The organism is Pusillimonas sp., from assembly GCF_044464525.1.
Taxonomy (GTDB): Bacteria; Pseudomonadota; Gammaproteobacteria; order Burkholderiales; family Burkholderiaceae_B; genus Pusillimonas.
The window spans coordinates 39768-61508 of the sequence record NZ_JBIQLE010000013.1; the positions used below are offsets into that span (position 1 = coordinate 39768).

The window sequence follows — 21741 nt, forward strand, 5'->3', positions numbered from 1 at the left end:
CTCAGGAAAAATGATCAAATCCCCGGGAGGACAAGGGAAGAATTTCGCCGGCGCTATCCCGAACCGTCAAGTTCCGGCCTTCGTCTATCGTACCGACACGGCTCACTTGAACCTTCAGCTTATCGGCCAACCGTTCGATCTCGTCGCGGTGCTTGGCCGGGGCCGTGAAGCACAATTGATAAACGTCGCCGCCCGCCAGCACAGCTTCACGACGTATGGATTCGTCCAGCGACGCCAACGCGGCATGTACCGGCAAGTCAGCATAACGCAAGGTGGCGCCGCAGCCGCTGGCCTTCAGAATATGGCCCAGGTCTTGCAGCAAGCCATCGGAGATATCCAACGCGGCGTGCGCCAAGCCTGGCAGGCCCTGCGCAAACTGCCAGGGCGGGCTGGGGCGCTCGAGCGCCGGCCTCGTTGCGGCCAGCAAAGCGGGATGCTCGGGCAGGGCCCCGGTAAGCAGTTGAAGCGCTACGTGCGCGGCGCCCAATGTGCCGGTAAGCCAGATTTCGTCTCCCGGCCGGGCGGCATTGCGACGCAGGGCCAGCGCGGGGTCAACCTGTCCGAACACGGTGACACTGATGACAATACTTTCGCTTCGAGTGGTATCCCCGCCTATCAGGGGGCACCCAGTCTCGTCGGAGAGGCGATAGAAGGCCTCGGAAAAACCAGCTAGCCAGGCCTCGTCTATGTCGGGAAGCGACAATGCCAGCACGCAGCCTGTCGGTTTGGCTCCCATCGCTGCAAGATCGGAAATATTGACAGCCAGGGCCTTGTGTCCCAACCCGGCCGGGTCGGCGCCCGGCAGGAAGTGCCGGCCCTCAATGAGCAGGTCGGTACTGATGGCAAGCTGTTTGCCCGCATCGAGGGGCATTAGGGCGCAGTCGTCGCCCCCGCCCAAATAACCAGGGGGGACAGGACGAGAAAAAAAGCGTCGGATGAGGTCGAATTCGTTCAATGGCCGTCCTGCCACGCGAGGCGCTAGCCGCCTCTGCGTTGACGCGCCGCGGCTTCCACCTCGGCAGAACGAACGTCGGCCGCCATGCGATCGAGTACGCCGTTGACGAACTTGAAGCCATCGGTGCCGCCAAACGATTTAGCCAGCTCGACCGCCTCGTTGATGGCTACTTTGTACGGCACTTCAACGTGATGGATAAGCTCGTAACTGCCTATCAGCAAAATGCCGTGCTCGATGGGCGAAAGCTCTTCGAGCGGCCGGTCGAGATAGGGAGCAAAACGTTCACGCAAGGTGGGAGCCTCGCGCAGCACACCGTGCAGCAGCGTCTTGAACCAGTTGGCATCCGCTTCGGGGAACTCTTCGTCGTCGCGCAGATGAGCGTCGATTGCGCCTGCTTCCTGCAAACCTTCGTCGCCCCGCAACAACCAGGCGTATACGCCCTGCAAGGCGAATTCGCGCGCCCGGCGGCGCGCACTGCGAGTATTGGCGCGGGTTGCACCACCCGCCGCTTTACTTTTCGTCAAAATCTTCGTCCTCGTCGTCGAAGTCTTCGTCGTAATCGTCATCCTCGTCGTCGATCTCGGGTTCGAGCGCCGCCGCCAGATTGGCCATCTCAACCGCCGTACGGGCGCAGTCGCGTCCTTTTTCCGCGGCACGCGCGTTGGCCTGCTCTTCGGTTTCGGTGGTAAGCACGCCGTTGGCGACAGGGATGCCGGTTTCTAGCGCGACGCGGCTGATGGCGGCAGCGCTTTCATTGCTGACGATCTCGAAATGATAGGTTTCACCGCGCACTACCGCGCCCAGGGCGATAAGGGCGTCAAACTCGAAGGTTTCAGCCATTTGCGCCAGCGCCACACCCATCTCGAGCGCGCCGGGAACCGTGACCACCATGACGTCGCGCTCGTCAACACCCAGTTCGGCCAATTCGGCCAGGCAAGCATCCAGTTCGGCCAGGCCGATCTCTTCATTGAAGCGCGCGCGGACAATGCCCAAATGCAGGCCTTCTCCGTTTAGATCTGGCGTTAAGGTATAAGGGTTCATGTCTGGATTTCCTTTTAGTCGGAAGGGGTGGGTTCACTATCGTAACCTGTCACTGTCAGGGCAAAGCCTGCCATGCTGGGCATTTTTCGGGGCCGCGCCAGCAGACGAGCCCGGCCGACGTTGAGATCGCGAAGTATCTGGGCGCCAATGCCATAAGTGCGGAGATCGAAGCGCTGCCCGTCTGCCGCGGCAGTAGGCTGAACAGGCTTGTTCCAGGCATCGAACTGATCGAAGAGCAAATCGGCCGAGGCATGGCAATTGAGCAGTACCATCACCCCGGCGGGCGCGGCGGCGATGGCTTTCATGGCGCTGGGCACTGTCCAGCTATGGGCGGTGGGATCGGCCGACAAAATGTCGAGCATGGTGGTGGGCTCATGCACACGGACCAGGGCCTCGGAATCGGGCGAAATATCGCCGTGCACCAGCGCCAGGTGCGGCGCGCCCGAAGCCAGGTCGCGATAAGCAATGGCCTGAAACTCGCCCCAAGGGGTGAGCAGGCTGCGCTGATTGACGCGCTCGACCATGGATTCGTGTTCGCTGCGGTATTGGATGAGGTCGGCGATGGTGCCTATTTTGAGGCCATGCTCGCGCGCAAAAACCATGAGGTCGGGAAGCCGCGCCATTGTGCCGTCGGGCTTGAGTATCTCGCAGATGACGGCTGCGGGGGTAAGCCCGGCCAGTGCGGTCAGGTCGCAACCCGCCTCGGTGTGGCCGGCGCGCACCAGCACGCCGCCCCGAACTGCCTGCACCGGAAAGATATGGCCGGGCTGGACAAGGTCGGATGGCTTGGCGTTACGCGCTACGGCCACTTGAATGGTGCGGGCGCGGTCGGCCGCCGATATGCCGGTTTCCACACCTTCTGCTGCTTCGATGGACTGCGTGAAATTAGTGCCGAAACGGGCCCCATTGCGGCTGGCCATAAGGGGCAGATCAAGCTGCTGGCAGCGCTCTTCGGTAAGCGTAAGGCACACCAGCCCGCGAGCATGGGTGACCATGAAGTTGATGGCCTCGGGCGTGACGTACTCGGCGGCCAGGACCAGGTCGCCCTCATTCTCGCGATCTTCTTCGTCGACCAGTATGACCATGCGGCCGGCACGCAGTTCGGCGATAATTTCCGGAACGGGCGCGATATCGTAGCTTTGCGCGCTATCGGGGTGCGCCTCGGATAAATTGCTCATGACAAAAGACTCAATGAAAGACCGTTCATTTTAACGCCAGGATGAGGCGGATTATCCCGTATTGTCGCCTGAACCGGCTAAACGTGCAGCGTGCGGCCCCCGCATGGAAGCCGCCCCGCCCGCACCGGAAAAAAACCGCTCTTGCTGTAATGAAGAAACCGCTCTTGCTGTAATGGTACGCGGGTATTATTGGCCAATGGAAAGAGAACTCTGCCTGTACGTCCCAAGCGCCGCCAAGGCTGGAATTGCAGCGGCCATGCACGGCAAAAAGGCGCATGGCATTGCCCTGCGCGCCCTCTATTTTGATACCGCTTCGCGAGCCCTGGCCCGGGCCGGCATCGCACTTCGTGTACGCCGCGAAGGCGGCCAATGGGTGCAAACCTTGAAGGCGGCTGGTCACGACCCGCTTTCCCGCATCGAAATCAACCACCCGCGCCCACACGCCCAGATCGATCTCACTCTTTACAAAGAGGGCCCGCTGGCGAATTTCTTCGCCAAGCTCAATGAGCCGCTCAAGGTCCGCTACGAGACCGACGTCCAAAGACTGGTCGCACAGGCTGGGCGGGACGGCACCTTGATCGAGATCGCCTATGACGAGGGCGCCATCCTTGCCCAGGGCTGGACGCTTCCTGTTTGCGAGGTGGAGTTTGAACTGGTGTCGGGCGACATGAGCGCGCTGTTCGACCTGGCACAAGAGTGGCTATCCAGGCACGGCCTCATCCTCGAAATACGCAGCAAGGCCCAGCGCGGCGACCGGCTGGCCGATCTGGAGCCCGCCCCCGCAACGGCGGCGGCCATGCCGCCGGCCCTGTTCGAGGCTCGCCGCGCAAAGCGGCCTAACGTGGCCGCTAATGCAACGGTGTCCGAACGGTACATCGCCCATGTGGGCGAAAGCCTGGTGCAGATCATGGCCAACGCCTCTTTGCTTGCCGGCGTCGATGCGCGAAACGTCAGCGACGAAGACCGCGCCGCACAGCTTCATCAATTGAAACTGGGTATCCGGCGCTTGCGCGCTTGCTGGAAGCGGTATCCGGCCCTGGCCCCCGACATCGAGCCGCCCATTGCACAAGCGCTCGCCCGCAAGCGTCCCGACCAATTACAAGCCATTGCCGCAGGGCCTGAATTCCAACTGATACTGCTTGGCTTATTGAAACAGCTCGTTCACCTGGGCGACTCTGAAAGGCTGGAAACCAGCGGCGCCTGAGACGGGCACAAGCCTTGCCCGGCCCTTGGGTTTCATGGCGCCTTGGGGTTTCATAATGATTCGGGGTTGTTTCTGGGTCAGTCTGCGGGCAGTCCGACTCAGGCAATGTCAATCTCCAACAACGGCCATGGCAAACTCGCGCGCAACAAAAGGCTGGAGGTCTTCCAGGCCCTCGCCCACACCGATCCAATATACGGGCACGGGCCGGACGCCCTGACTGCCGGCCGCCACCGCAGCCAGCGCGCCTCCTTTGGCTGTGCCATCAAGCTTGGTCACAACCAAACCGGTCAATTCGATGGCCGCATCAAACGCGCGAATCTGCGAGATGGCGTTCTGTCCGGTATTGCCGTCCACCACCAACAACACCTCATGAGGAGCTTGGCCATCGGCCTTGCCAATGACTCGCTTGATCTTCTTGAGTTCTTCCATCAAGTGAAGCTGGGTGGGCAGACGGCCGGCCGTATCCACCATCACTACGTTGGCGGCGCGCGCACGCCCGGCATTTACCGCATCGAACGCCACCGCGGCGGGATCGCCGCCGTCCTGGGCGATGACGGTTACGTTGTTGCGATCACCCCAGGCGATTAGCTGTTCGCGCGCAGCCGCGCGGAACGTATCACCGGCGGCCAGCAAAACGCTCTTGCCCTGGCGCTGGAATGCATTGGCAAGCTTGCCGATGGATGTGGTCTTGCCGGCGCCGTTGACACCAGCGATCATGACAACCAGCGGCGACGCTTGGTCGATGGGGAAAGGCTTCTCGAGGGGGGCCAGATGCTCGGCCAATACTTCACGCAAAACAGCCTTTACCTTGGCGGCGTCGGTGATTTTTTCCTTGCGCACCCTGGCGCGCAAAGCCGTCAGCAATTGATTAGTGGCTTCCACCCCGGCATCGGCCATGATCAGGGCAGTTTCAAGCTCTTCGAAAAGCGCCTCATCGACTTTCACGCCTACGAAAAGCGTGCTAATGCTTTGCCCCGTGCGAGACAACCCGCTCGACAGGCGGGACAGCCACGATGTCTTGGCCGACGCCGGAGCCGACTCGGCCGCCTGGCGGGCGGCTTCCGCTTGCTCTAGCTCGATTCGTTCAGCTTCAACGCGCTCGGCCTCGGCGCGTTGCGCCTCGATACGCTGCGCCCCGGCCCGCTCCGCTGCAAGCTGCTCCGCCCGGATGCGCTCTGTCTCCGCAGCCTTTGCCGCGACGCGCTCGGCCTCGACCCGTTCGGCTTCGACGCGTTGTGCTTCGATGCGTGCCTCTTCTGCCCGGGCGGCACTCAAGCGCGCCGCATCTTCCGCCGCCTGCTGGTCCACGCTCGCCTCAACGGCGCCTGAGACCTGAGCTTGCTCGATACCGGGGGAAGCAGCGCGCTCATGCTCCCCAGCCTCATTCTCGGCAGGCGGCGCAGCATGCTCCGATCCTTTGTCGAGCAACGCCTCTTCAGCAGTTGGCTTGGCTTCAGGCGCCTTCTTTCTTTTAAAAAAACTGAACATAGGCTTTACACTAGTAAAAAATGGCTTTGAGCGGTACGGCAACCCACATCAACATGAAAAAACATATCGTCCGTATTGTAGGCGGTGATTACCGGCGCACCCCAATTCCAGTGATCGAGGCGGCAGGCTTGCGTCCAACGCCCGACCGGGTGCGCGAAACGCTGTTCAATTGGCTGCACCATCTGTGGGGCGGGCAGTTTTCCGATAAGCAGGTATTGGACCTTTTCGCAGGCAGCGGCGCCTTGGGTTTCGAAGCGGCATCACGCGGTGTCGCTCACGTTCAAATGGTCGAGAACAACCCTGCGGCCACAGCAGCCTTGCGAGCGTTGCGCACCAAGCTCGGCGCCAAGAACGTGCGTATACACGCCGGGGATGCATCCATAGTCGCCCGTCGCCTGGACGCCACGCGTTATGATCTGGTGTTGCTTGACCCGCCCTTTGGACAAAGTTGGCTCGAGCGGTTATGGGGGCAAATACCCGAATTTCTAACGCCGGGCGGGCTGATATACATTGAGTCCGAAGCGCCCCCCGACATACCGCCGCAATACACGGTTGTTCGCCAAAGCAAGGCCGGGCATGTGCATTTCGGCCTGCTCCAGTTTGCTGCACCGCAAGAAAAAGACAATAATCCCTCTTTTTCGTCCTCTGCAACCTCTTTCCCAACGGAAGCCTCATGATAACCGTCGTCTACCCAGGAACATTCGATCCCCTCACCCGTGGTCACGAAGATCTGGTCCGTCGCGCCGCCAGCCTGTTCGATCATGTCGTTGTTGGGGTAGCCCACAGTCAGGCCAAGAGGCCGTTCTTCACAGTCGACGAACGGGTTGAGATCGCCCAAGAGGTGCTGGGCCACTACCCCAACGTCGAGGTCAAGAGCTTTGCCGGGCTGCTGAAGGATTTCGTTCGCGAGCAGGATGCGCGCGTGATCGTGCGTGGCCTGCGTGCGGTTTCCGACTTCGAATACGAATTCCAGATGGCCGGCATGAACAGGCACTTGCTGCCCGAGGTGGAAACCCTGTTCATGACGCCTTCCGACCAGTATCAGTTTATCTCCGGCACGATAGTTCGCGAAATAGCCATATTGGGCGGCGATGTCAGCAAGTTCGTGTTTCCGTCGGTCGAGCGCTGGCTGCACGAAAAAGCCAAAGCGATACGCGAGTCTCAGCCCAACGCCTAAGCAGCGAAAGCCAAGCCGAACGCCGGGCAGTCACCGTGGTTAGCCACGGAAACCGACGCGCGTTGGCTTAGATCGCCCAACAAGACTAAAATGGAACTTCCTTCATCCCGGGCCCTACCCAGCGGCCCGGCATTATGGCGCCCATAAGGCGCGGCTATTCAAACACGCCGACGGGCGGCATGCCCGACCTTACTTTTGACAGCAGGAACGACCATGGCGTTGCGTATCACCGACGAATGCATCAATTGCGATGTCTGCGAGCCCCAATGCCCGAACACCGCCATCTACATGGGCGCTGAAATTTACGAGATCAACCCCGATCTCTGTACCGAGTGTGTCGGGCACCACGAAGAACCCCAATGCATGGTGGTGTGCCCGGTAGAGTGCATCGAGATAGACCCGGCACATAAAGAAGACGCCGACACGCTAATGAGCAAATTCCAGCGCCTGGCCGGGCTTCCGGCCTAACCCCGCGTCAACGACGCCTGCATATTCAACCTTTGGGCGAATTTCTAACCCCCGAGCAAGCCCTTCAGGGTCTTGCCCAGGCTTTTTACCGGGTCTTCGACCAGCGGCGCGGCCGGGTTCGGTTCAGCTGCCGAAGCAGGATCGGCGTTGCCTTGCCCGCCAACCAAATCCGTCAGCCCCCTTTGGATGGCGTCTTTGACCAGGCTGCCGCCCATGTCTTGCCACTGAACGTCGATGCGAGGGCCATTGAGCGGCCCTGCGAATCGCACTGGCACGGTCATGCCCCGAAGAGCGGACAAATTGACACTATCGTCTCCGGCTCGGACCACCCGAACATTGGCCAACAGATCAAGACTGTTATGAACCAGGTTGATGCTGGCCGGTTTGCCTTGCGTGATGCGCAGCAAGGGAGACCGCAAATCAAGCTTTCGAACGTCTGCCACGCCGTTCTTGATAGCCAACGAAACATCCAGCGAATCAAAACTGGTGCGGCTTCCCAAGTTGAATGCGGTGGGAAGGCTGGGGCCTTCGCCGCCAAGCACAGTGGTGAGGATGCCTCCTACCTGAGCCAAGGTTTGATTGAGATCAATACCCCGGATGGCGCCCTCGCGCAGCTGCAAACTCGCGCTGCCGTTTAGGCCCCCTTTCAAGGCGGCAGGGGTTGAGCCCTCGCTTTTCAGGTCAATGGCCACATTGCCTTTGCCGCTAAGGCGGTCGCTGCCGCTGAGCGCACGCACCAAAGGCCCCATGGACGCCTGTGTCAGATCGAACTTGCCGGCGAACTGGTTCCGGGAAGTGGCGCTGAACGTGCCGACAAGCGACCCATCGTAAAGCTTGGCGGATATCCCGCTGAGGTTTAGCTTGCCGTCGCGCGCCGCCACCGACATGTTGAAATCGGTGGCCTCGACGCCGCTTATGTTCAACCCGCCCAGTTTGATCGTGCCTTCGACATCGATATTGTTGAGCAGAGTCAGATCGATGGGCGAAGGCTGGGCTTCGGCCTTGTCGGGGGTTTCGTTCTGTGCCTCGGCGGCTTGCTCGGTCTTGTCGGCTTCTTCGGCGTCGGGCTGCTCGGCGGCGGGCGCTGGTTTAGGCGCCGGAAGAAGTTTGTCGAAATCCAGCATCTCAGCCTGCAAGGCGAACTGCAGCTTGGGGTCGGACAGATTGGTTGCCTTCAAATTGAAATTCAACGGAGCACCGTTTAGCACCGCGTTGATTTCACTGCTTATTTCGTCCTTCATCAGATCGGCATGCAAGCTGCCGATAAGGGGGAATTCAAAGGTATTGGCGGGTTCTTCGGTATTCTGGATGGCGACATCGCCCCTGATGGCCGAGAACGTGCCTTTCTCGTTGATGACGTCCCATTGCACGGGGGTGGACATATTGACAAGCATCACGTGCTCGCCGTCTTTGAGGTTGCCGTCGACCTTCAGTTCTTTCAGGGAAAGATTCCAGGCATTGCCGCCAAGCCCGTTCATGCTTAGCGCCAGCCCCACCGTTTGCCTGCCCTCTAGCTTTACAGTGCCCGCCACTGGCTCGCCATCCGCCGTTTCGGGCGAGATCGACAGACGCGGAGCATCAAACGCCACGTCGAATGTTTTGTCCGGCATCGTGCCCGTCGCGCGCAACGACATTCTCTGGATATTGAACTCGGAATGAGTCTGGTCGACCTTTAGGCGTGGCATGGTCAATGTGGCGTTCAGATCTTGGATGCTGCGGTTTCCCTGAACGGCTCCCTGCACCAGCATTTCGACCCCGCTGGCGTCAAGCATGCGCGAATAGCCGTTGTAGGCGAAATTACCGCGCAGGGTGACCGTCTTGGCATCCAGCGGGCCCACTGCGCCGCTAAGCTGTACATTCAGCTTCTGGGCAGAATAGGTTTCAAGCAATGGGTCGATCTTGACGAGCGCCTGGCCCTCAATGGTTGCATCGGCGCGCGGGTCTTCGCCCTGCAGCGCACCCCGCATGGAAACATCGAAAGGCTGGTCGAAGGTCATGCGGCCCGTATTGAGCTGCAAATTGACCAGCCTTGCCGCCTTGGCCCGCTTGACATCCAGGTAATGAATTTCTCCGCCTTTTAGCTCGAGGCCCGCAATATCGACATGTAGTGCTGCTTCTTTGCGGGGCCGCGCAGGCAGTGTGCCGCCTTCGGTCAAGGGCTGGGCGAAAGCTTCTTTAACGACCACCACCGAAGGCTCCGGCTCGGCAGCGGGGCCCGGGTCTGGAGCTAAGGCAATTGGCTCGGATGGACCTGCCACACCTTCGAACAGGTCGTGGAAATTGTATTCACCCTGTTCGTCGCGACGAATCCACGCCTTGAAGCCGCTGATTGCCACGTGATCCACGACAAAGCGATTGGACAGCAAGGGCCAGATGGCGACCGCAAGCCGCGCACTGTCCATGGATGCGAACAAATCGTCAGGTGCATCCGGATTGGACAGCGAGACGTTTTGCACCGACAGGCCGATACGGGGAAATAGCGACAGTTCGATGTCACCTTCTATAGAGAGGGTGCGGCCATAGCGGTCGTGGACGAACTCTTCGAACTTGCCCTTGTAGGCATTGGGGTCGAAGGTCCATAGGAAAATTGCCAAGGCTCCCAGTGCCAGGACCACTAGTGCGGCTATGCCCGTTAGCACACGTCTGAGCCCAACTTTCATTTGCTACCTCAAAGAAGCTGGGGTTTACCCCAGCGTATGACACAATCGATATAGTGAATGCTAACCTACCCGATCAGCGCAAGGCTGCGGGCGCGTTCAACGAAATTTTCAACATGAGTTTTAGCAGCTGTAATTTAACAGTTGCAAATACGCTATCTTATAGTTTTCGTATAAGACCCACAAAGCCCGATTCGGTTCATCTTCCATAGCGAGGTTTCCAATCGGTATGGTAAACCGTGCGCTTCCGCCGCCATGCAGCACCGATTCCATTTCCGTCCATAAAGAACACGCATGAAACTAGAAACTCTTGCCGTACACGCCGGCTATAAGCCCGACCCCACCACCAAATCGGTGGCCGTGCCCATCTACCAGACCACCTCGTACGCTTTCGACAGCACACAGCACGGGGCCGATCTGTTCGATCTTAAGGTGGCCGGCAATATCTATACCCGCATCACCAACCCCACCAACGCCATCCTTGAAGAGCGCGTCGCCGCGCTCGAGGGCGGCGTGGGCGCGCTGGCGGTGGCCTCGGGCATGTCGGCCATCACGTACGCCATACAGGCCATCGCCCAGGCGGGCGACAACATCGTCTCGATCAGCAAGCTGTATGGCGGCACCTACAATCTGTTCGCCCATACGTTTCCACGTCAAGGCATTACGGTAAAGTTTGCGCCTCATAACGATATCGCGGCCCTTGAGGCGCTTATCGACGAAAACACCAAGGCCGTGTTCTGCGAAACCATCGGCAACCCGGCCGGCAATGTGGTCGACATCCGCGCGCTGGCCGATGCCGCCCACCGTCATGGCGTGCCGTTAATCGTCGACAACACCGTGGCCTCCCCTGCCCTGTGCCGTCCGTTCGAACATGGCGCCGATATCGTCGTGCACGCGCTAACCAAATACATGGGCGGCCACGGCACGACGCTAGCCGGGGCCATCGTCGATTCCGGAAAATTCCCCTGGGCCGAGCATAAGCAGCGCTTTCCCATGCTCAACGAGCCCGACCCTTCCTACCATGGGGTCGTGTATACCGAGGCCCTGGGCCCGGCCGCCTTCATCGGCCGCTGCCGCGTCGTTCCTTTGCGCAATACCGGAGCAGCGCTATCGCCATTCAACGCCTTCCTTATTTTGCAGGGCATTGAAACCTTGTCCTTGCGCATGGAACGCCATGTCGAGAACGCGCAAAAAGTGGCCGAGTTTCTCAAGGCCCAGCCGCAGGTGGGCTGGGTGCAGTACGCCGGCCTAAGCGACCATCCCGAGCACGAACTGGCCAAAAAATACTTCGACATGGGCGGCAAGCCGGCCGCCATCCTGTCATTCGGCATCAAGGGCGGCTTCGAGGCGGGCGCGCGCTTCATCGATGCCTTGCAGCTTATTCTGCGGCTCGTGAACATTGGCGACGCCAAGTCGCTGGCCTGCCATCCGGCCTCCACCACGCATCGCCAACTCAGCCCCGAAGAGCTCGCCTCGGCCGGAGTCGGTGAAGACATGATCCGCCTGTCGATCGGCATCGAGCACATCGACGACATTCTGGCCGATATCTCGCAGGCGCTGGAAGCCAGCAAAGGCTAGACCAGCCACCGCGGGCCCGGCCGAAAACTCTCTCTCGCGGCCGGGCCCTTCGCTTCGGTTATAGTTAACGCTTAAAAAACACGCAGCAAAAGCCAGAAAAACCGGGGAGACAACATCATGCTGATCGGCATTCCGCGCGAAAGCACGGCGGGCGAAACTCGCGTCGCCGCAACGCCAGAAACCGTCAAAAAATACATTGCGGGCAAGCACAGCGTCGTCATCGAGACCAAGGCCGGCCTTGCGGCCAGCTATCCTGATAAGGCCTATACCGATGTGGGGGCAACGGTCGGCAACGCCCAGGATGCCTTGGGCGCCGAGCTGATATTGAAGGTGCGCGCCCCCTCGTCGGCCGAACTGGGCCACACGAAGCGCGACGCGGTACTGGTAGGCATGCTCGACCCCTTCAACCAAGAAGGCCTCGCCGCGCTGGCTCAGGCCGGCCTCACCTCATTCGCCCTCGAGGCGGCCCCGCGCATCACCCGCGCCCAAAGCCTTGATGTTCTGTCATCACAAGCCAACCTGGCCGGTTACAAGGCCGTGATGCTGGCCGCCAATCAATATGGGCGCATCTTTCCCATGATGATGACGGCAGCGGGCACGCTCAAGGCGGCGCGTGTCGTCGTGCTGGGCGCCGGCGTCGCCGGCTTGCAAGCCATCGCCACCGCCAAACGCCTGGGTGCTGTGGTCGAGGCCTCGGATGTACGGCCGGCCGCGCAAGAGCAGGTCGAATCCTTGGGGGCCAAGTTCATCGAGGTGCCTTTCGAAACCGACGAAGAGCGTGAAATCGCTCAAGGCGCGGGCGGCTATGCCAGACCGATGCCGGCTGCATGGATGGCGCGCCAGGCTGCGCTGGTTTCCGAGCGCTGCAAACAGGCCGACATCGTCATCTCGACAGCCCTTATCCCCGGACGCCCCGCCCCCACGCTGATCAGCGAGGAAACCGTGCAGGCCATGAAGCCCGGCTCCGTTATTGTCGACCTGGCGGTCGAGCGCGGCGGCAACTGCCCGCTGTCCGAGATCGACAAAGTCGTTGTCAAGCACGACGTGGCCTTGGTGGGCTACAGCAATTTACCGGCCATGGTGGCCACCGACGCCTCGGCATTGTATGCACGCAACGTACTCGATTTCCTAAAGCTGATCACCGACGCCGAGGGCGGGCTGGCCATACAACGCGAGGATGAAATCGTCACGGCCTGCCTAATGACCCACGACGGCAATGTACTCAGGAGCGCATGATGGACGCCATCAACCCAACCCTGCTCAACCTCATCATCTTCGTGCTTGCCGTCTATGTGGGCTACCACGTCGTCTGGAACGTCACGCCGGCCTTGCACACGCCGCTGATGGCGGTCACCAACGCCATCTCCGCCATCGTGATCGTAGGCGCCATGCTGGCCGCCGCCCTCACTGAAGGCAACCTGGCCCGTTTCATGGGTGTGTTTGCGGTGGCGCTGGCCGCCGTCAACGTATTCGGGGGGTTTCTCGTCACACGGCGCATGCTCGAGATGTTCAAGAAGAAAGAAAAGAAGGCCGGAGGAAAATCGTGATTTCAATCAATCTCGTCACCTTCTTCTACCTGCTGGCGTCCATTTGCTTCATCCAGGCGCTCAAGGGTCTTTCTCATCCAACCACTTCGCGTCGGGGCAACGTTTTTGGCATGGTCGGTATGGCGATCGCCGTGCTGACCACCGCCGCGCTGATCGTCAGTCTGTCTGAAGGCGCAACCGCAACCGCAGCCGGGCTGGGCTGGATCGTGCTTGGCCTGCTTATCGGCGGCGTCATCGGCACCGTCATGGCCAAGCGGGTCGAAATGACCAAAATGCCCGAGCTGGTTGCCTTCATGCACAGCATGATCGGCCTGGCGGCGGTGGCCATCGCCGTGGCCATCGTGGCCGAGCCGCACGCCTTCAATATTGCCGCCGAAGGCGAAGGCCTGCCCATTGGCAACCGTTTCGAACTATTCATTGGAACCTTTGTTGGCGCCATCACGTTCTCGGGATCGGTCATCGCCTTTGGCAAACTGTCGGGCAAATACAAGTTCCGGCTGTTTAAGGGCGCGCCGGTGGTCTTCAAGGGCCAGCACATGCTCAACCTGCTGCTGGCCCTTTTCATGCTGGCCTGCGGCCTGTGGTTCATGTTCACCCAGCAATGGACGCCCTTCATCATCATGACGGTGCTGGCGTTCATCCTGGGCGTGCTCATCATCATTCCAATCGGTGGCGCCGACATGCCGGTGGTGGTGTCCATGCTCAACAGCTATTCGGGCTGGGCGGCGGCGGGCATCGGCTTCTCGCTCAACAACCCCATGCTCATCATTGCGGGCTCGTTGGTGGGGTCGTCAGGCGCAATCTTGTCGTACATCATGTGCAAGGCGATGAACCGGTCGTTCTTCAACGTGATTCTTGGCGGATTCGGCTCGGAAGGCGGCCCGGCTCAAAGCGGTTCGCAAGAGCAGCGCAGCGTTAAATCGGGCAGCCCTGATGACGCGGCTTTCTTGATGAGCAACGCCGAAACCGTAACCATCGTGCCGGGCTACGGCTTGGCGGTGGCGCGCGCCCAGCACGCCCTCAAAGAGCTGGCTGAAAAACTCACCGAAAAAGGCGTCACGGTCAAATACGCCATCCACCCCGTGGCCGGCCGCATGCCGGGTCACATGAACGTGCTGCTGGCCGAGGCCGAAGTGCCCTACGACCAGGTCTTCGAGATGGACGACATCAACGGCGAATTCTCGCAGACCGACATTGTGTTGGTACTGGGCGCCAACGACGTGGTCAACCCCGCCGCCAAAAACGACCCGCAATCGCCCATTGCGGGCATGCCCATTCTAGAGGCCTACAAAGCCGGCACGGTTATCGTCAACAAGCGCTCCATGGCGGCAGGCTATGCCGGCCTCGACAATGAGCTTTTCTACATGGACAAGACCATGATGGTATTCGGCGACGCCAAGAAGGTGCTTGAAGACATGGTCAAGGCGGTGGACTAGGGTTTCAGGCAGCCTGCCCAGCGGCGAGCTGCCAGTTACGGCTTGCGCTTTCGCAAGTAGATGGGCGCAACCGACTCAAGTGGCGTGGGCACCACCCCGAGCTCGGGCGCCATGCGCTCGTCGCTTGTGTTGTCGACCCGCAAAGAATCTAGATTATCTCGCGACATGATGGGTTGGCCCGGCAATAACTCAAAAAACATGGCTTGCAGGTAGCCAATAAACCGGGGCATCGCAAGCACAGGCCGCGGCCGGCCGCTCCAGCGCGCCGCCAAGCTCACAAGCTCGGCCAGGCTGTACTGCGACAAACCTGCAACGACATAGGTTTTTCTGTAAGTGAGCGAGTTTTCGAGCGAGTTAACCATTACCCTTGCAACATCGCGAACATAAACCGGCTGCAAACGAGCTTTCGCTTGTGCAAGTGGAATTACAGGCAGCCAACGCGCCAGCTTTGCGAACAGATTCATGAAGCTGTCTTCTTGGCCAAAGACAACCGAAGGCCTGAAAATTGTGTAGTTGCCTTCGGGATACGCAGAGAATTCAGACTTTAACGCCGCCTCGCCGGCCGCCTTGGAACGCTGATAAGCGCTGGGGCCTTGTGCGTCGGCACCCAGGGCGCTGACATGCAGTAGCCGCGGCACACCCATTTTGCGGCATGTCGCCGCGATACGACGCGGAAGCTCGACATGGACGCGTTCGAACTCCGGCCCATAGGGCTTGCCCCGCTTACTGTGCAAGACACCGGCAAGATTGATCACTACATCTACGTGGGCCAGCAGACTCTCGAGATCGGCGTCGGCGTGGACATCGACTTCGAAAAGAGTAAGGGCGGGAAACACCAGTAGATCGCGCCCTTTGGCGTAGCGGCGCGTGGGCACATGCACCACATGGCCCTCTTTGACGAGCTGGGCTACCAGATGCTGCCCGATGAACCCGGTACCGCCGATGACCAACACGCGCATCCCACCCCCCCGCTGTACACACGTCATAGAGCCATTTTCGGCCGAGACGCGGTTACGTGCAAGCTAAAGGGGGCTTTGCAGCCCCCTTTGTTTAGCGTATCAGGCTAGGCAGCCATAAGCTGATCTGGGGAAAGAACACGACCAGGATCAACACGAACATCTCGATTGCCAAGAATGGCACGGCCGCCTTGTATACGACCGACATGCGTATATCGGGCGGCGCAATACCCTTCATGACAAACAGCAGCAAGCCGAACGGCGGGGTCAGGAAGCCCATCTCCATCGTGATGAGGTAGATGACGCCCAGCCAGATCGGGTCGATGCCCACCGCATTTGCAATAGGTATGAACAGCGGCACGGTGATCATCACCATGCTGACCTGGTCGACGAAACAGCCAAGAATAAGCAGGACGATCATCATCATGACCAAGACTGTCAGCGGATCGGCGCCCAGGCTGGTAACCACCGAGACCACGCCACTGGTGGCGCCGGAGAACGCCAGAATCTGGCTGAAGGTGGTGGATGCCATGATGATGAAAAGAATCATCGTGCTGGTCTTGCCGGTTTCCGCCAGCATTACTTTAATGCCCTGCCAGGTAAGGCTGCGATAGCATAGCGCAGCCAGGAACGAAGCGATTACCCCCAGCCCGGCAGACTCGGTGGGCGTTGCAACGCCCAAGACCAGCGACCCCACCACCACAATAAGAATGCCTGAAAGCGGCACGACGTAGATCAGGAAAGGAAGCCAGCGTTCGGAGCGCGTGCGCTGCACGGGTTCATCGGGTGGTGCGTCTTGAGGCCGGCGCTTTGCCCGCACAATGATGTAGACAAAGAACAGGAAGGCCATCAGCAACGCGGGGATAATACCGGCCAGCAGCAACCGCGAAATGGACATGCCCGCCAGGCTGCCCACCAGCACGGCCAGCGCCGAAGGCGGTATGAGCATGGCTATGGCGCCCGTGGCCATGATGGGCCCCATGGCAAGCGTGGTGTGATAGCCGCGCTTGAGCATGACAGGCAGCAGCGAGCGGCCCAACATGGCCGTGTTGGCGATGCTGGAGCCGGACAGCGCCGAAAACACCGTACCCGCCGCCACTGTAACCACCGCCATGCGGCCGGGCACCCGGCTGATCAAGCGTTCGATTGCATCGATGGCCTTGAAAGCCATGCCTGAATGCAGCAGGATTTCGCCCATGAGAATGAACAGCGGGATAGGCGCCAGACTGTAATGGGTGATGGCCGTGACCACGTTGCGGGTCATTTGGATAAGGCCTATCTCGCCATTAAGAAATACAAAGGCGCCTATGACGTTGACGCCAAAAAAGGTTACTGCGACCGGCAGGCCCAGCATGAGCAGGAAGATGAGTAATCCTGTCAGCAACAGCAGTGAGGAAATCCAATCCATTGGGAGGGTGTCTGGTTAACTGGCGGAAGCGTGCGACAAAAGGCGAAACTCTTTGCGCATAAGAAGCAGGAATTCAATGGTCACCAAGAGCATGCCAAACGGCACGAAGGCGTTGATGGACCATTCGGGGATGGTGAAGGTTTTGTAGATCATGCTGCCCCGGTTGAATGCCGCCACCGTGGCAATGGTGCTGTAGTAGCAGATGATGAAGCAGATGACCGCGCCCAAAAGGTTAACGAAGGTGTTGACCATGCGCCTGAGGCGCTCGGGCAGGTTGCCCGTGACAACGTCCACGGAAACGTGAGCGCCTTCGCGAAGCACCCAAGGTGCTGCGAAGACGGTCGCAATATACATGGCGTACTCGAGGGTTTCGATCACCCAGGCCAGGCCGCCGCCGAACATGTTGCGTGCCACCACGTCGGCGCCGATAAAAAAGGCCATTAACCCGAAGATCGCCCCCCCGATGACGGCCAGGCCTCCGATTAATGAATCGTAGGCCCGCACGATTAATAAATTTGACGCCGTCATGCGTATCCTGAATAAAGCCGGAACGAAAAGTTAATTTTACTTGGTAAGCAGTTCACGCAGGCGCGGGCCGTCGTCGGGTGCGGCCTTGATGACCTGTTCCCAACCGGCTTCGCGAGCAGTGTCAAGCCATTTCTCGCGCTCTTCGCCCTCGATGGTGTACACGACCATGCCGGCATCAGCCTGCTTCTTGGCTTCTTCCTTGTTGATCTCGGCATTCTCGGCGTTGGTGGATTCGAGCCAAATGGCCATTTTGTTCAGGAATTCGCGCTGCTCGTCGGAGAGCGACTTCCATTTGTCGAGGTTGACCAAGACGTTGACGTCGACAGTGTAGAAACCGGGGTCGACGCGAGCCTTGGTGACCTCTTGCCAGCCCAGGTCGAGCACGCCCTGAATGGGCCAGCCGTAGCCGTCGACTACGCCGCGCTCGAGTGCGGTATAGACCTCGGAGGGAGGTGTTTGAATGCTGCTGGCGTTAAGCTTTTCGAAGAACGCACGATAAACGGGCGTTACGCGCAGGGTAAGGCCGCTAAGATCGGCCTTTTCGACCGGTTTGTTCACATACAGATGAAATGGGTTGCCGTCGCCGGTGCGAGCCAGGTACCAGCTGTTCATCTTTTTATTGTGCAGCTCGTTGATGTATTCCCAGCCGCCGTTTTCGCGCAGTTCTTGAATGGAGAGCTCGGTGAGCTTCAGGCCATCGCCTGCAGGCAACAGGTTGGTGTAGAACGCTGCGGTTACAAACGCCATATCAATGACGCCCGAAGAAACCGAGTTGCCGACCTCGAAAGGCGGCATGGCCGAAGGCCCGCCCATGTAGTTGATTCTTACCAAGCCCTTGCCTTCGGCGTTGACCTTCTCAACAAAGCGGGCAAACGGACGCTCGATAAGCGAACCTTGTTGGAATGAACTGACAGCGCGCAGCACGACTTCGTCTGCGCTGGCTGGGGCTGCCGCGAATAGTGCGCCGACAGCCAGGGCCGCCCCGGCTAGCTTGGTAAGCATTTTCATGGGGTTATCTCCGAGAATAGTTTATGTTTCAACTAATATATTGTTGCACGAAAAAAATAAGCGTGCCACTTAGGGCTTGCCCCAAGTTTAGTAAACGTTTTACGTCGCCAATAGTGTCTCAGACTGCTTACCCCAGCGGAAGGGAGTTCAATTCCGCACGAGCCTCCCGCCAAGCTGGATAGTATTTTTCCAGCAGCATGATGAAGCGCTCACTGTGCGTCGGCTCGATCAGATGAATCATCTCATGCACGATTACATATTCGAGCAGGTCACGGGGCTTTTTGACCAGCTCCGCATTGAGCAGAATGTGAGCCCGCAAATGATTGCAACTGCCCCACTTGGTTTTCATGCGCTGTAAAAAACACCCTTCCACCTTCACTCCGATGCGTTGTTCCCAATGCGCAATCAAAGGCGGAATCGCTTCGTGCAACAAGGATCGTTGCCAGCGTCGGTAGATGGCTTCCCGTCTGCCTGTATCGGCTCCAGGACGAACGTTCAGGGTGATACGCCGGTGGTCCATAGCCGCGCCACGCGGTTCTGGCTGTTGCGCTGGGAGCGCGGCATGAGTCAAGTTTCACTCCTTCACGTCGTCGCTGGCATGACCTGTCAGTTCCCGCTCGATCTGCTCAATGCTAGGCAAGCTGGTCTGCAATTCGGCGGGCAGGGATTCAACCAGTTGATACTCGGCGACGCCAAGCGGCTGGGCGTTGTTGCGCAATGCATATTCAGCCACCACCTTGTTCTTGCCTTTGCACAGCAGCATGCCAATGGTTGGGCCGTCGTCTGGATGCTTCACTTGTGTGTCCACCGCCGTAAGGTAGAAACCCAACTGCCCCAGGTGCTCAGGTTTGAATTTACCCCCCTTGAGTTCGATCACCACGTAGCAGCGCAGCTTGAGATGGTAGAACAGCAGGTCGATGAAAAACTCATCACCGCCCACGTTCAGCAAAAACTGACGGCCAACGAAGGCAAAACCTGCGCCCAGCTCCAGTAAAAACTCGGTGACGTGCTGCACCAGTGCATTTTCGATCTCGCGTTCCTGTGCTTCCTCGCCCAGACCCAGAAAATCGAAGCGGTACGGATCCTTCAGCGACTCGATGGCCAAGCCAGACTGCGGTGCGGGCAAGGTGGCCGGAAAGTTCGTCATGGCAGAACCGCTGCGCTCCAGCAGGCGGGACTCGATCTGCATCACCAACACGTTGCGTGACCAGCCATGCTCGATGGCCTTGGCGGCATACCAGCGACGCGTTTCAGGGCCGGGCAGCTTGTCCAGCAGGGCCAACTGGTGATACCAAGGCAATTGTGCAAGCACCTCTTGCACAATTGATTCATCCGGCCAAGCCTCCGCAAACGCGCGCATGTACTTAAGGTTGCGCGGCGAAAACCCCTTCATCTCTGGGAAGGCCGCACGCAGGTCATGTGCCAGCCGATCGATCACCTTTGCCCCCCAACCCTGCATGGCCTGCCGCGCCAGAATGTCGCGGCCGATCTGCCAGTACAACCCTACCAGTTCCCGATTGATCGCCAGTGCGGCACGCTGCTGCGCCGTATGAATGCGGCCTTTCAGTTCAGCCAGCCAGTCTGCGTAGTCTTGTGGGGCGGAGGCGAGGGAGATCGGTTTGTTGGTCATGTGTTACTTCCGCTTCAGTTCCTTAGGAAGAAAAGCATCTACCTCATCATCGGAGAACGTTATATCTTCAAGCCCTTTCAACGCTTTTTGAGCTTCGAAATAAGCCTTGTAATTCATGCTAGGCGCACCGGCGTAAACGGCATAAAAATCTTCCGCAAGGAAGCAATATTCCAATATGTAAATAAAACAACCCAAACGTAAGAGCTAACTAGTTGGGCAATCATAGTCATTGAAAAGGGTATTGTCTCGAAAATTACCTCATTACCAGTATTTGACTACCCCATTCTTGAAACGTTGGCTACGCCGCAAGGTTCTTGCGAATGCTGACACAATCGAATGCGGGCCATCAGACATTGAACAAAAAGTTCAACACATCCCCGTCCTTCACCACATATTCCTTGCCTTCGGCCCGCATCTTGCCGGCTTCTTTGGCGCCCTGCTCGCCTTTGCATGCGATGAAGTCGTCATAAGCAATGGTTTGGGCGCGAATGAAGCCGCGTTCGAAGTCGGTGTGGATGACACCGGCGGCCTGCGGGGCGGTGTCGCCGACGCGGATCGTCCAGGCCCGCACTTCTTTTACGCCGGCGGTAAAGTAGGTTTGCAGGCCCAGCAGGGTGTAGGCGGCGCGGATCACGCGGTCGAGGCCGGGTTCTTCCATGCCCATGTCTTCCAGAAATACAGACTTGTCTTCGTCGTCGAGCTCGGCGATCTCGGCCTCGACCGCGGCGCACACGGCCACCACGGGGGCGTTCTCGGCCTGCGCGTACTGGCGCACGGCATCCAGATGGGGATTATCGTTGAAGCCGTCTTCACGCACGTTGGCCACATACATGCAGCGCTTGGCGGTGATGAAGCAAAACTGCTTGATAAGGGCGAGTTCATCTTCGTCGAGCGCCGCCGAGCGGATGGGGCGTGCCTCGTTCAAGACAGGGATCAGTTTTTCAAGCACGGCCACCATCTTGATGGAATCTTTATCGCCGGACCGCGCCGTTTTCTGATGGCGCTGCAAGGCTTTTTCGGCGGAAGCCAGGTCGGCCAGCGCCAGCTCGGTGTTGATGACTTCAATATCGGATATCGGGTTGACGCGACCGGCAACGTGGACCACGTTCTCGTCTTCGAAGCAGCGCACCACGTGCACGATGGCGTCGGTTTCGCGGATATTGGCCAGAAACTGGTTGCCCAGACCCTCGCCCTTTGAGGCGCCGGCAACCAGGCCCGCGATGTCAACGAACTCGACCACGGCGGGAAGCACCCGCTCGGGCTTGACGATTTCGGCCAGCGCATCAAGCCGCGTGTCGGGCACCTCGACCACGCCCACGTTGGGTTCTATCGTGCAAAAGGGGTAGTTTTCAGCCGCGATGCCCGCTTTGGTTAACGCGTTGAACAAAGTTGATTTTCCGACGTTGGGCAGGCCAACGATGCCGCATTGCAAAGCCATGGATATCCTGAAAGTTGAATGAAGCGAGAAATCGCAAGCAAATA

22 protein-coding genes are annotated in these 21741 nt (G+C 59.3%); 8 read left to right on the forward strand and 14 right to left on the reverse strand.

Going from position 1 to position 21741, the window contains the following annotated elements:
- Position 1: 1 nt before the first annotated feature.
- Genes thiL through ribBA form a run of 4 tightly spaced genes read right to left on the reverse strand, consistent with a single transcriptional unit; the run spans position 2 to position 3174 of the window.
- On the reverse strand, positions 2-955 hold the full coding sequence (gene thiL / locus ACIY1O_RS09185) for a thiamine-phosphate kinase (protein ID WP_397474796.1): 954 nt from the start codon (positions 953-955) through the stop codon (positions 2-4).
- A 23-nt stretch (positions 956-978) separates the two neighbouring features.
- Positions 979-1521, reverse strand: a complete 543-nt coding sequence (gene nusB / locus ACIY1O_RS09190; RefSeq protein ID WP_397474797.1) for a transcription antitermination factor NusB — start codon at positions 1519-1521, stop codon at positions 979-981.
- Positions 1466-1996, reverse strand: a complete 531-nt coding sequence (gene ribH, locus ACIY1O_RS09195) for a 6,7-dimethyl-8-ribityllumazine synthase (protein ID WP_397474798.1) — start codon at positions 1994-1996, stop codon at positions 1466-1468. Before ribH ends, nusB begins: the two co-directional genes overlap by 56 nt.
- A gap of 14 nt (positions 1997-2010) precedes the next feature.
- Positions 2011-3174 (reverse strand): bifunctional 3,4-dihydroxy-2-butanone-4-phosphate synthase/GTP cyclohydrolase II, encoded by a 1164-nt coding sequence (ribBA, locus tag ACIY1O_RS09200; protein WP_397474799.1) that lies wholly within the window; start codon positions 3172-3174, stop codon positions 2011-2013.
- A 256-nt stretch (positions 3175-3430) separates the two neighbouring features.
- On the opposite strand from ribBA, the gene ACIY1O_RS09205 reads away from it, so the two are divergent.
- Positions 3431-4378: a CYTH domain-containing protein gene (locus tag ACIY1O_RS09205; RefSeq protein WP_397474800.1), complete on the forward strand. Its 948-nt coding sequence runs from the start codon at positions 3431-3433 to the stop codon at positions 4376-4378.
- 108 nt (positions 4379-4486) lie between these two features.
- On the opposite strand, the gene ftsY is transcribed toward ACIY1O_RS09205, so the two are convergent.
- Positions 4487-5866, reverse strand: a complete 1380-nt coding sequence (ftsY, locus tag ACIY1O_RS09210; RefSeq protein WP_397474801.1) for a signal recognition particle-docking protein FtsY — start codon at positions 5864-5866, stop codon at positions 4487-4489.
- A 53-nt stretch (positions 5867-5919) separates the two neighbouring features.
- Here ftsY and ACIY1O_RS09215 point away from each other — a divergent pair, with 53 nt between their 5' ends.
- The 3 genes from ACIY1O_RS09215 to ACIY1O_RS09225 all read left to right on the forward strand — a co-directional run bounded on the left by ACIY1O_RS09215 (position 5920) and on the right by ACIY1O_RS09225 (position 7511).
- Positions 5920-6543: an RsmD family RNA methyltransferase gene (locus ACIY1O_RS09215; protein ID WP_397474802.1), complete on the forward strand. Its 624-nt coding sequence runs from the start codon at positions 5920-5922 to the stop codon at positions 6541-6543.
- Positions 6540-7043, forward strand: a complete 504-nt coding sequence (gene coaD / locus ACIY1O_RS09220; RefSeq protein ID WP_397474803.1) for a pantetheine-phosphate adenylyltransferase — start codon at positions 6540-6542, stop codon at positions 7041-7043. Before ACIY1O_RS09215 ends, coaD begins: the two co-directional genes overlap by 4 nt.
- Positions 7044-7256: 213 nt before the next feature.
- Positions 7257-7511: a YfhL family 4Fe-4S dicluster ferredoxin gene (locus ACIY1O_RS09225; RefSeq protein ID WP_397474804.1), complete on the forward strand. Its 255-nt coding sequence runs from the start codon at positions 7257-7259 to the stop codon at positions 7509-7511.
- Positions 7512-7555: 44 nt separating this feature from the next.
- Here the strand turns inward: ACIY1O_RS09225 and ACIY1O_RS09230 are convergent, their stop codons facing one another.
- Complete coding sequence (locus ACIY1O_RS09230) at positions 7556-10171, reverse strand: AsmA family protein (RefSeq protein WP_397474805.1); 2616 nt, start codon at positions 10169-10171, stop codon at positions 7556-7558.
- A gap of 291 nt (positions 10172-10462) precedes the next feature.
- Here ACIY1O_RS09230 and ACIY1O_RS09235 point away from each other — a divergent pair, with 291 nt between their 5' ends.
- The 4 genes from ACIY1O_RS09235 to ACIY1O_RS09250 all read left to right on the forward strand — a co-directional run bounded on the left by ACIY1O_RS09235 (position 10463) and on the right by ACIY1O_RS09250 (position 14729).
- A complete protein-coding gene (locus ACIY1O_RS09235; RefSeq protein ID WP_397474806.1) occupies positions 10463-11746 on the forward strand; it encodes a bifunctional O-acetylhomoserine aminocarboxypropyltransferase/cysteine synthase in 1284 nt (427 codons plus the stop codon).
- A gap of 117 nt (positions 11747-11863) precedes the next feature.
- On the forward strand, positions 11864-12982 hold the full coding sequence (locus tag ACIY1O_RS09240) for a Re/Si-specific NAD(P)(+) transhydrogenase subunit alpha (RefSeq protein WP_397474807.1): 1119 nt from the start codon (positions 11864-11866) through the stop codon (positions 12980-12982).
- Entirely contained in the window at positions 12982-13293 is a 312-nt protein-coding gene (locus ACIY1O_RS09245) for an NAD(P) transhydrogenase subunit alpha part 2 (protein ID WP_397474842.1), read from the forward strand. Before ACIY1O_RS09240 ends, ACIY1O_RS09245 begins: the two co-directional genes overlap by 1 nt.
- Positions 13290-14729, forward strand: coding sequence for an NAD(P)(+) transhydrogenase (Re/Si-specific) subunit beta (locus tag ACIY1O_RS09250; RefSeq protein ID WP_397474808.1), 1440 nt, complete (start codon positions 13290-13292; stop codon positions 14727-14729). The genes ACIY1O_RS09245 and ACIY1O_RS09250 overlap by 4 nt, the downstream gene beginning before the upstream one ends.
- A gap of 35 nt (positions 14730-14764) precedes the next feature.
- On the opposite strand, the gene ACIY1O_RS09255 is transcribed toward ACIY1O_RS09250, so the two are convergent.
- The 8 genes from ACIY1O_RS09255 to ychF form a co-directional block, all read right to left on the reverse strand.
- The gene (locus tag ACIY1O_RS09255) at positions 14765-15688 is read right to left on the reverse strand and encodes a complex I NDUFA9 subunit family protein (protein ID WP_397474809.1); all 924 of its coding nucleotides are present in this window, start codon (positions 15686-15688) and stop codon (positions 14765-14767) included.
- A gap of 91 nt (positions 15689-15779) precedes the next feature.
- Positions 15780-17093, reverse strand: a complete 1314-nt coding sequence (locus tag ACIY1O_RS09260; protein WP_397474810.1) for a TRAP transporter large permease — start codon at positions 17091-17093, stop codon at positions 15780-15782.
- 15 nt (positions 17094-17108) lie between these two features.
- A complete protein-coding gene (locus ACIY1O_RS09265; protein WP_397474811.1) occupies positions 17109-17621 on the reverse strand; it encodes a TRAP transporter small permease in 513 nt (170 codons plus the stop codon).
- Between the two features lie 36 nt (positions 17622-17657).
- Positions 17658-18629 (reverse strand): TRAP transporter substrate-binding protein DctP, encoded by a 972-nt coding sequence (dctP, locus tag ACIY1O_RS09270; RefSeq protein WP_397474812.1) that lies wholly within the window; start codon positions 18627-18629, stop codon positions 17658-17660.
- 127 nt (positions 18630-18756) lie between these two features.
- Positions 18757-19200, reverse strand: coding sequence for a SprT-like domain-containing protein (locus ACIY1O_RS09275; RefSeq protein WP_397474813.1), 444 nt, complete (start codon positions 19198-19200; stop codon positions 18757-18759).
- A 3-nt stretch (positions 19201-19203) separates the two neighbouring features.
- Positions 19204-20259, reverse strand: coding sequence for a PDDEXK nuclease domain-containing protein (locus tag ACIY1O_RS09280; protein ID WP_397474814.1), 1056 nt, complete (start codon positions 20257-20259; stop codon positions 19204-19206).
- Positions 20260-20262: 3 nt separating this feature from the next.
- A complete protein-coding gene (locus ACIY1O_RS09285; protein WP_397474815.1) occupies positions 20263-20454 on the reverse strand; it encodes a hypothetical protein in 192 nt (63 codons plus the stop codon).
- Positions 20455-20605: 151 nt separating this feature from the next.
- On the reverse strand, positions 20606-21697 hold the full coding sequence (gene ychF / locus ACIY1O_RS09290) for a redox-regulated ATPase YchF (RefSeq protein WP_397474816.1): 1092 nt from the start codon (positions 21695-21697) through the stop codon (positions 20606-20608).
- Positions 21698-21741 lie beyond the last annotated feature (44 nt).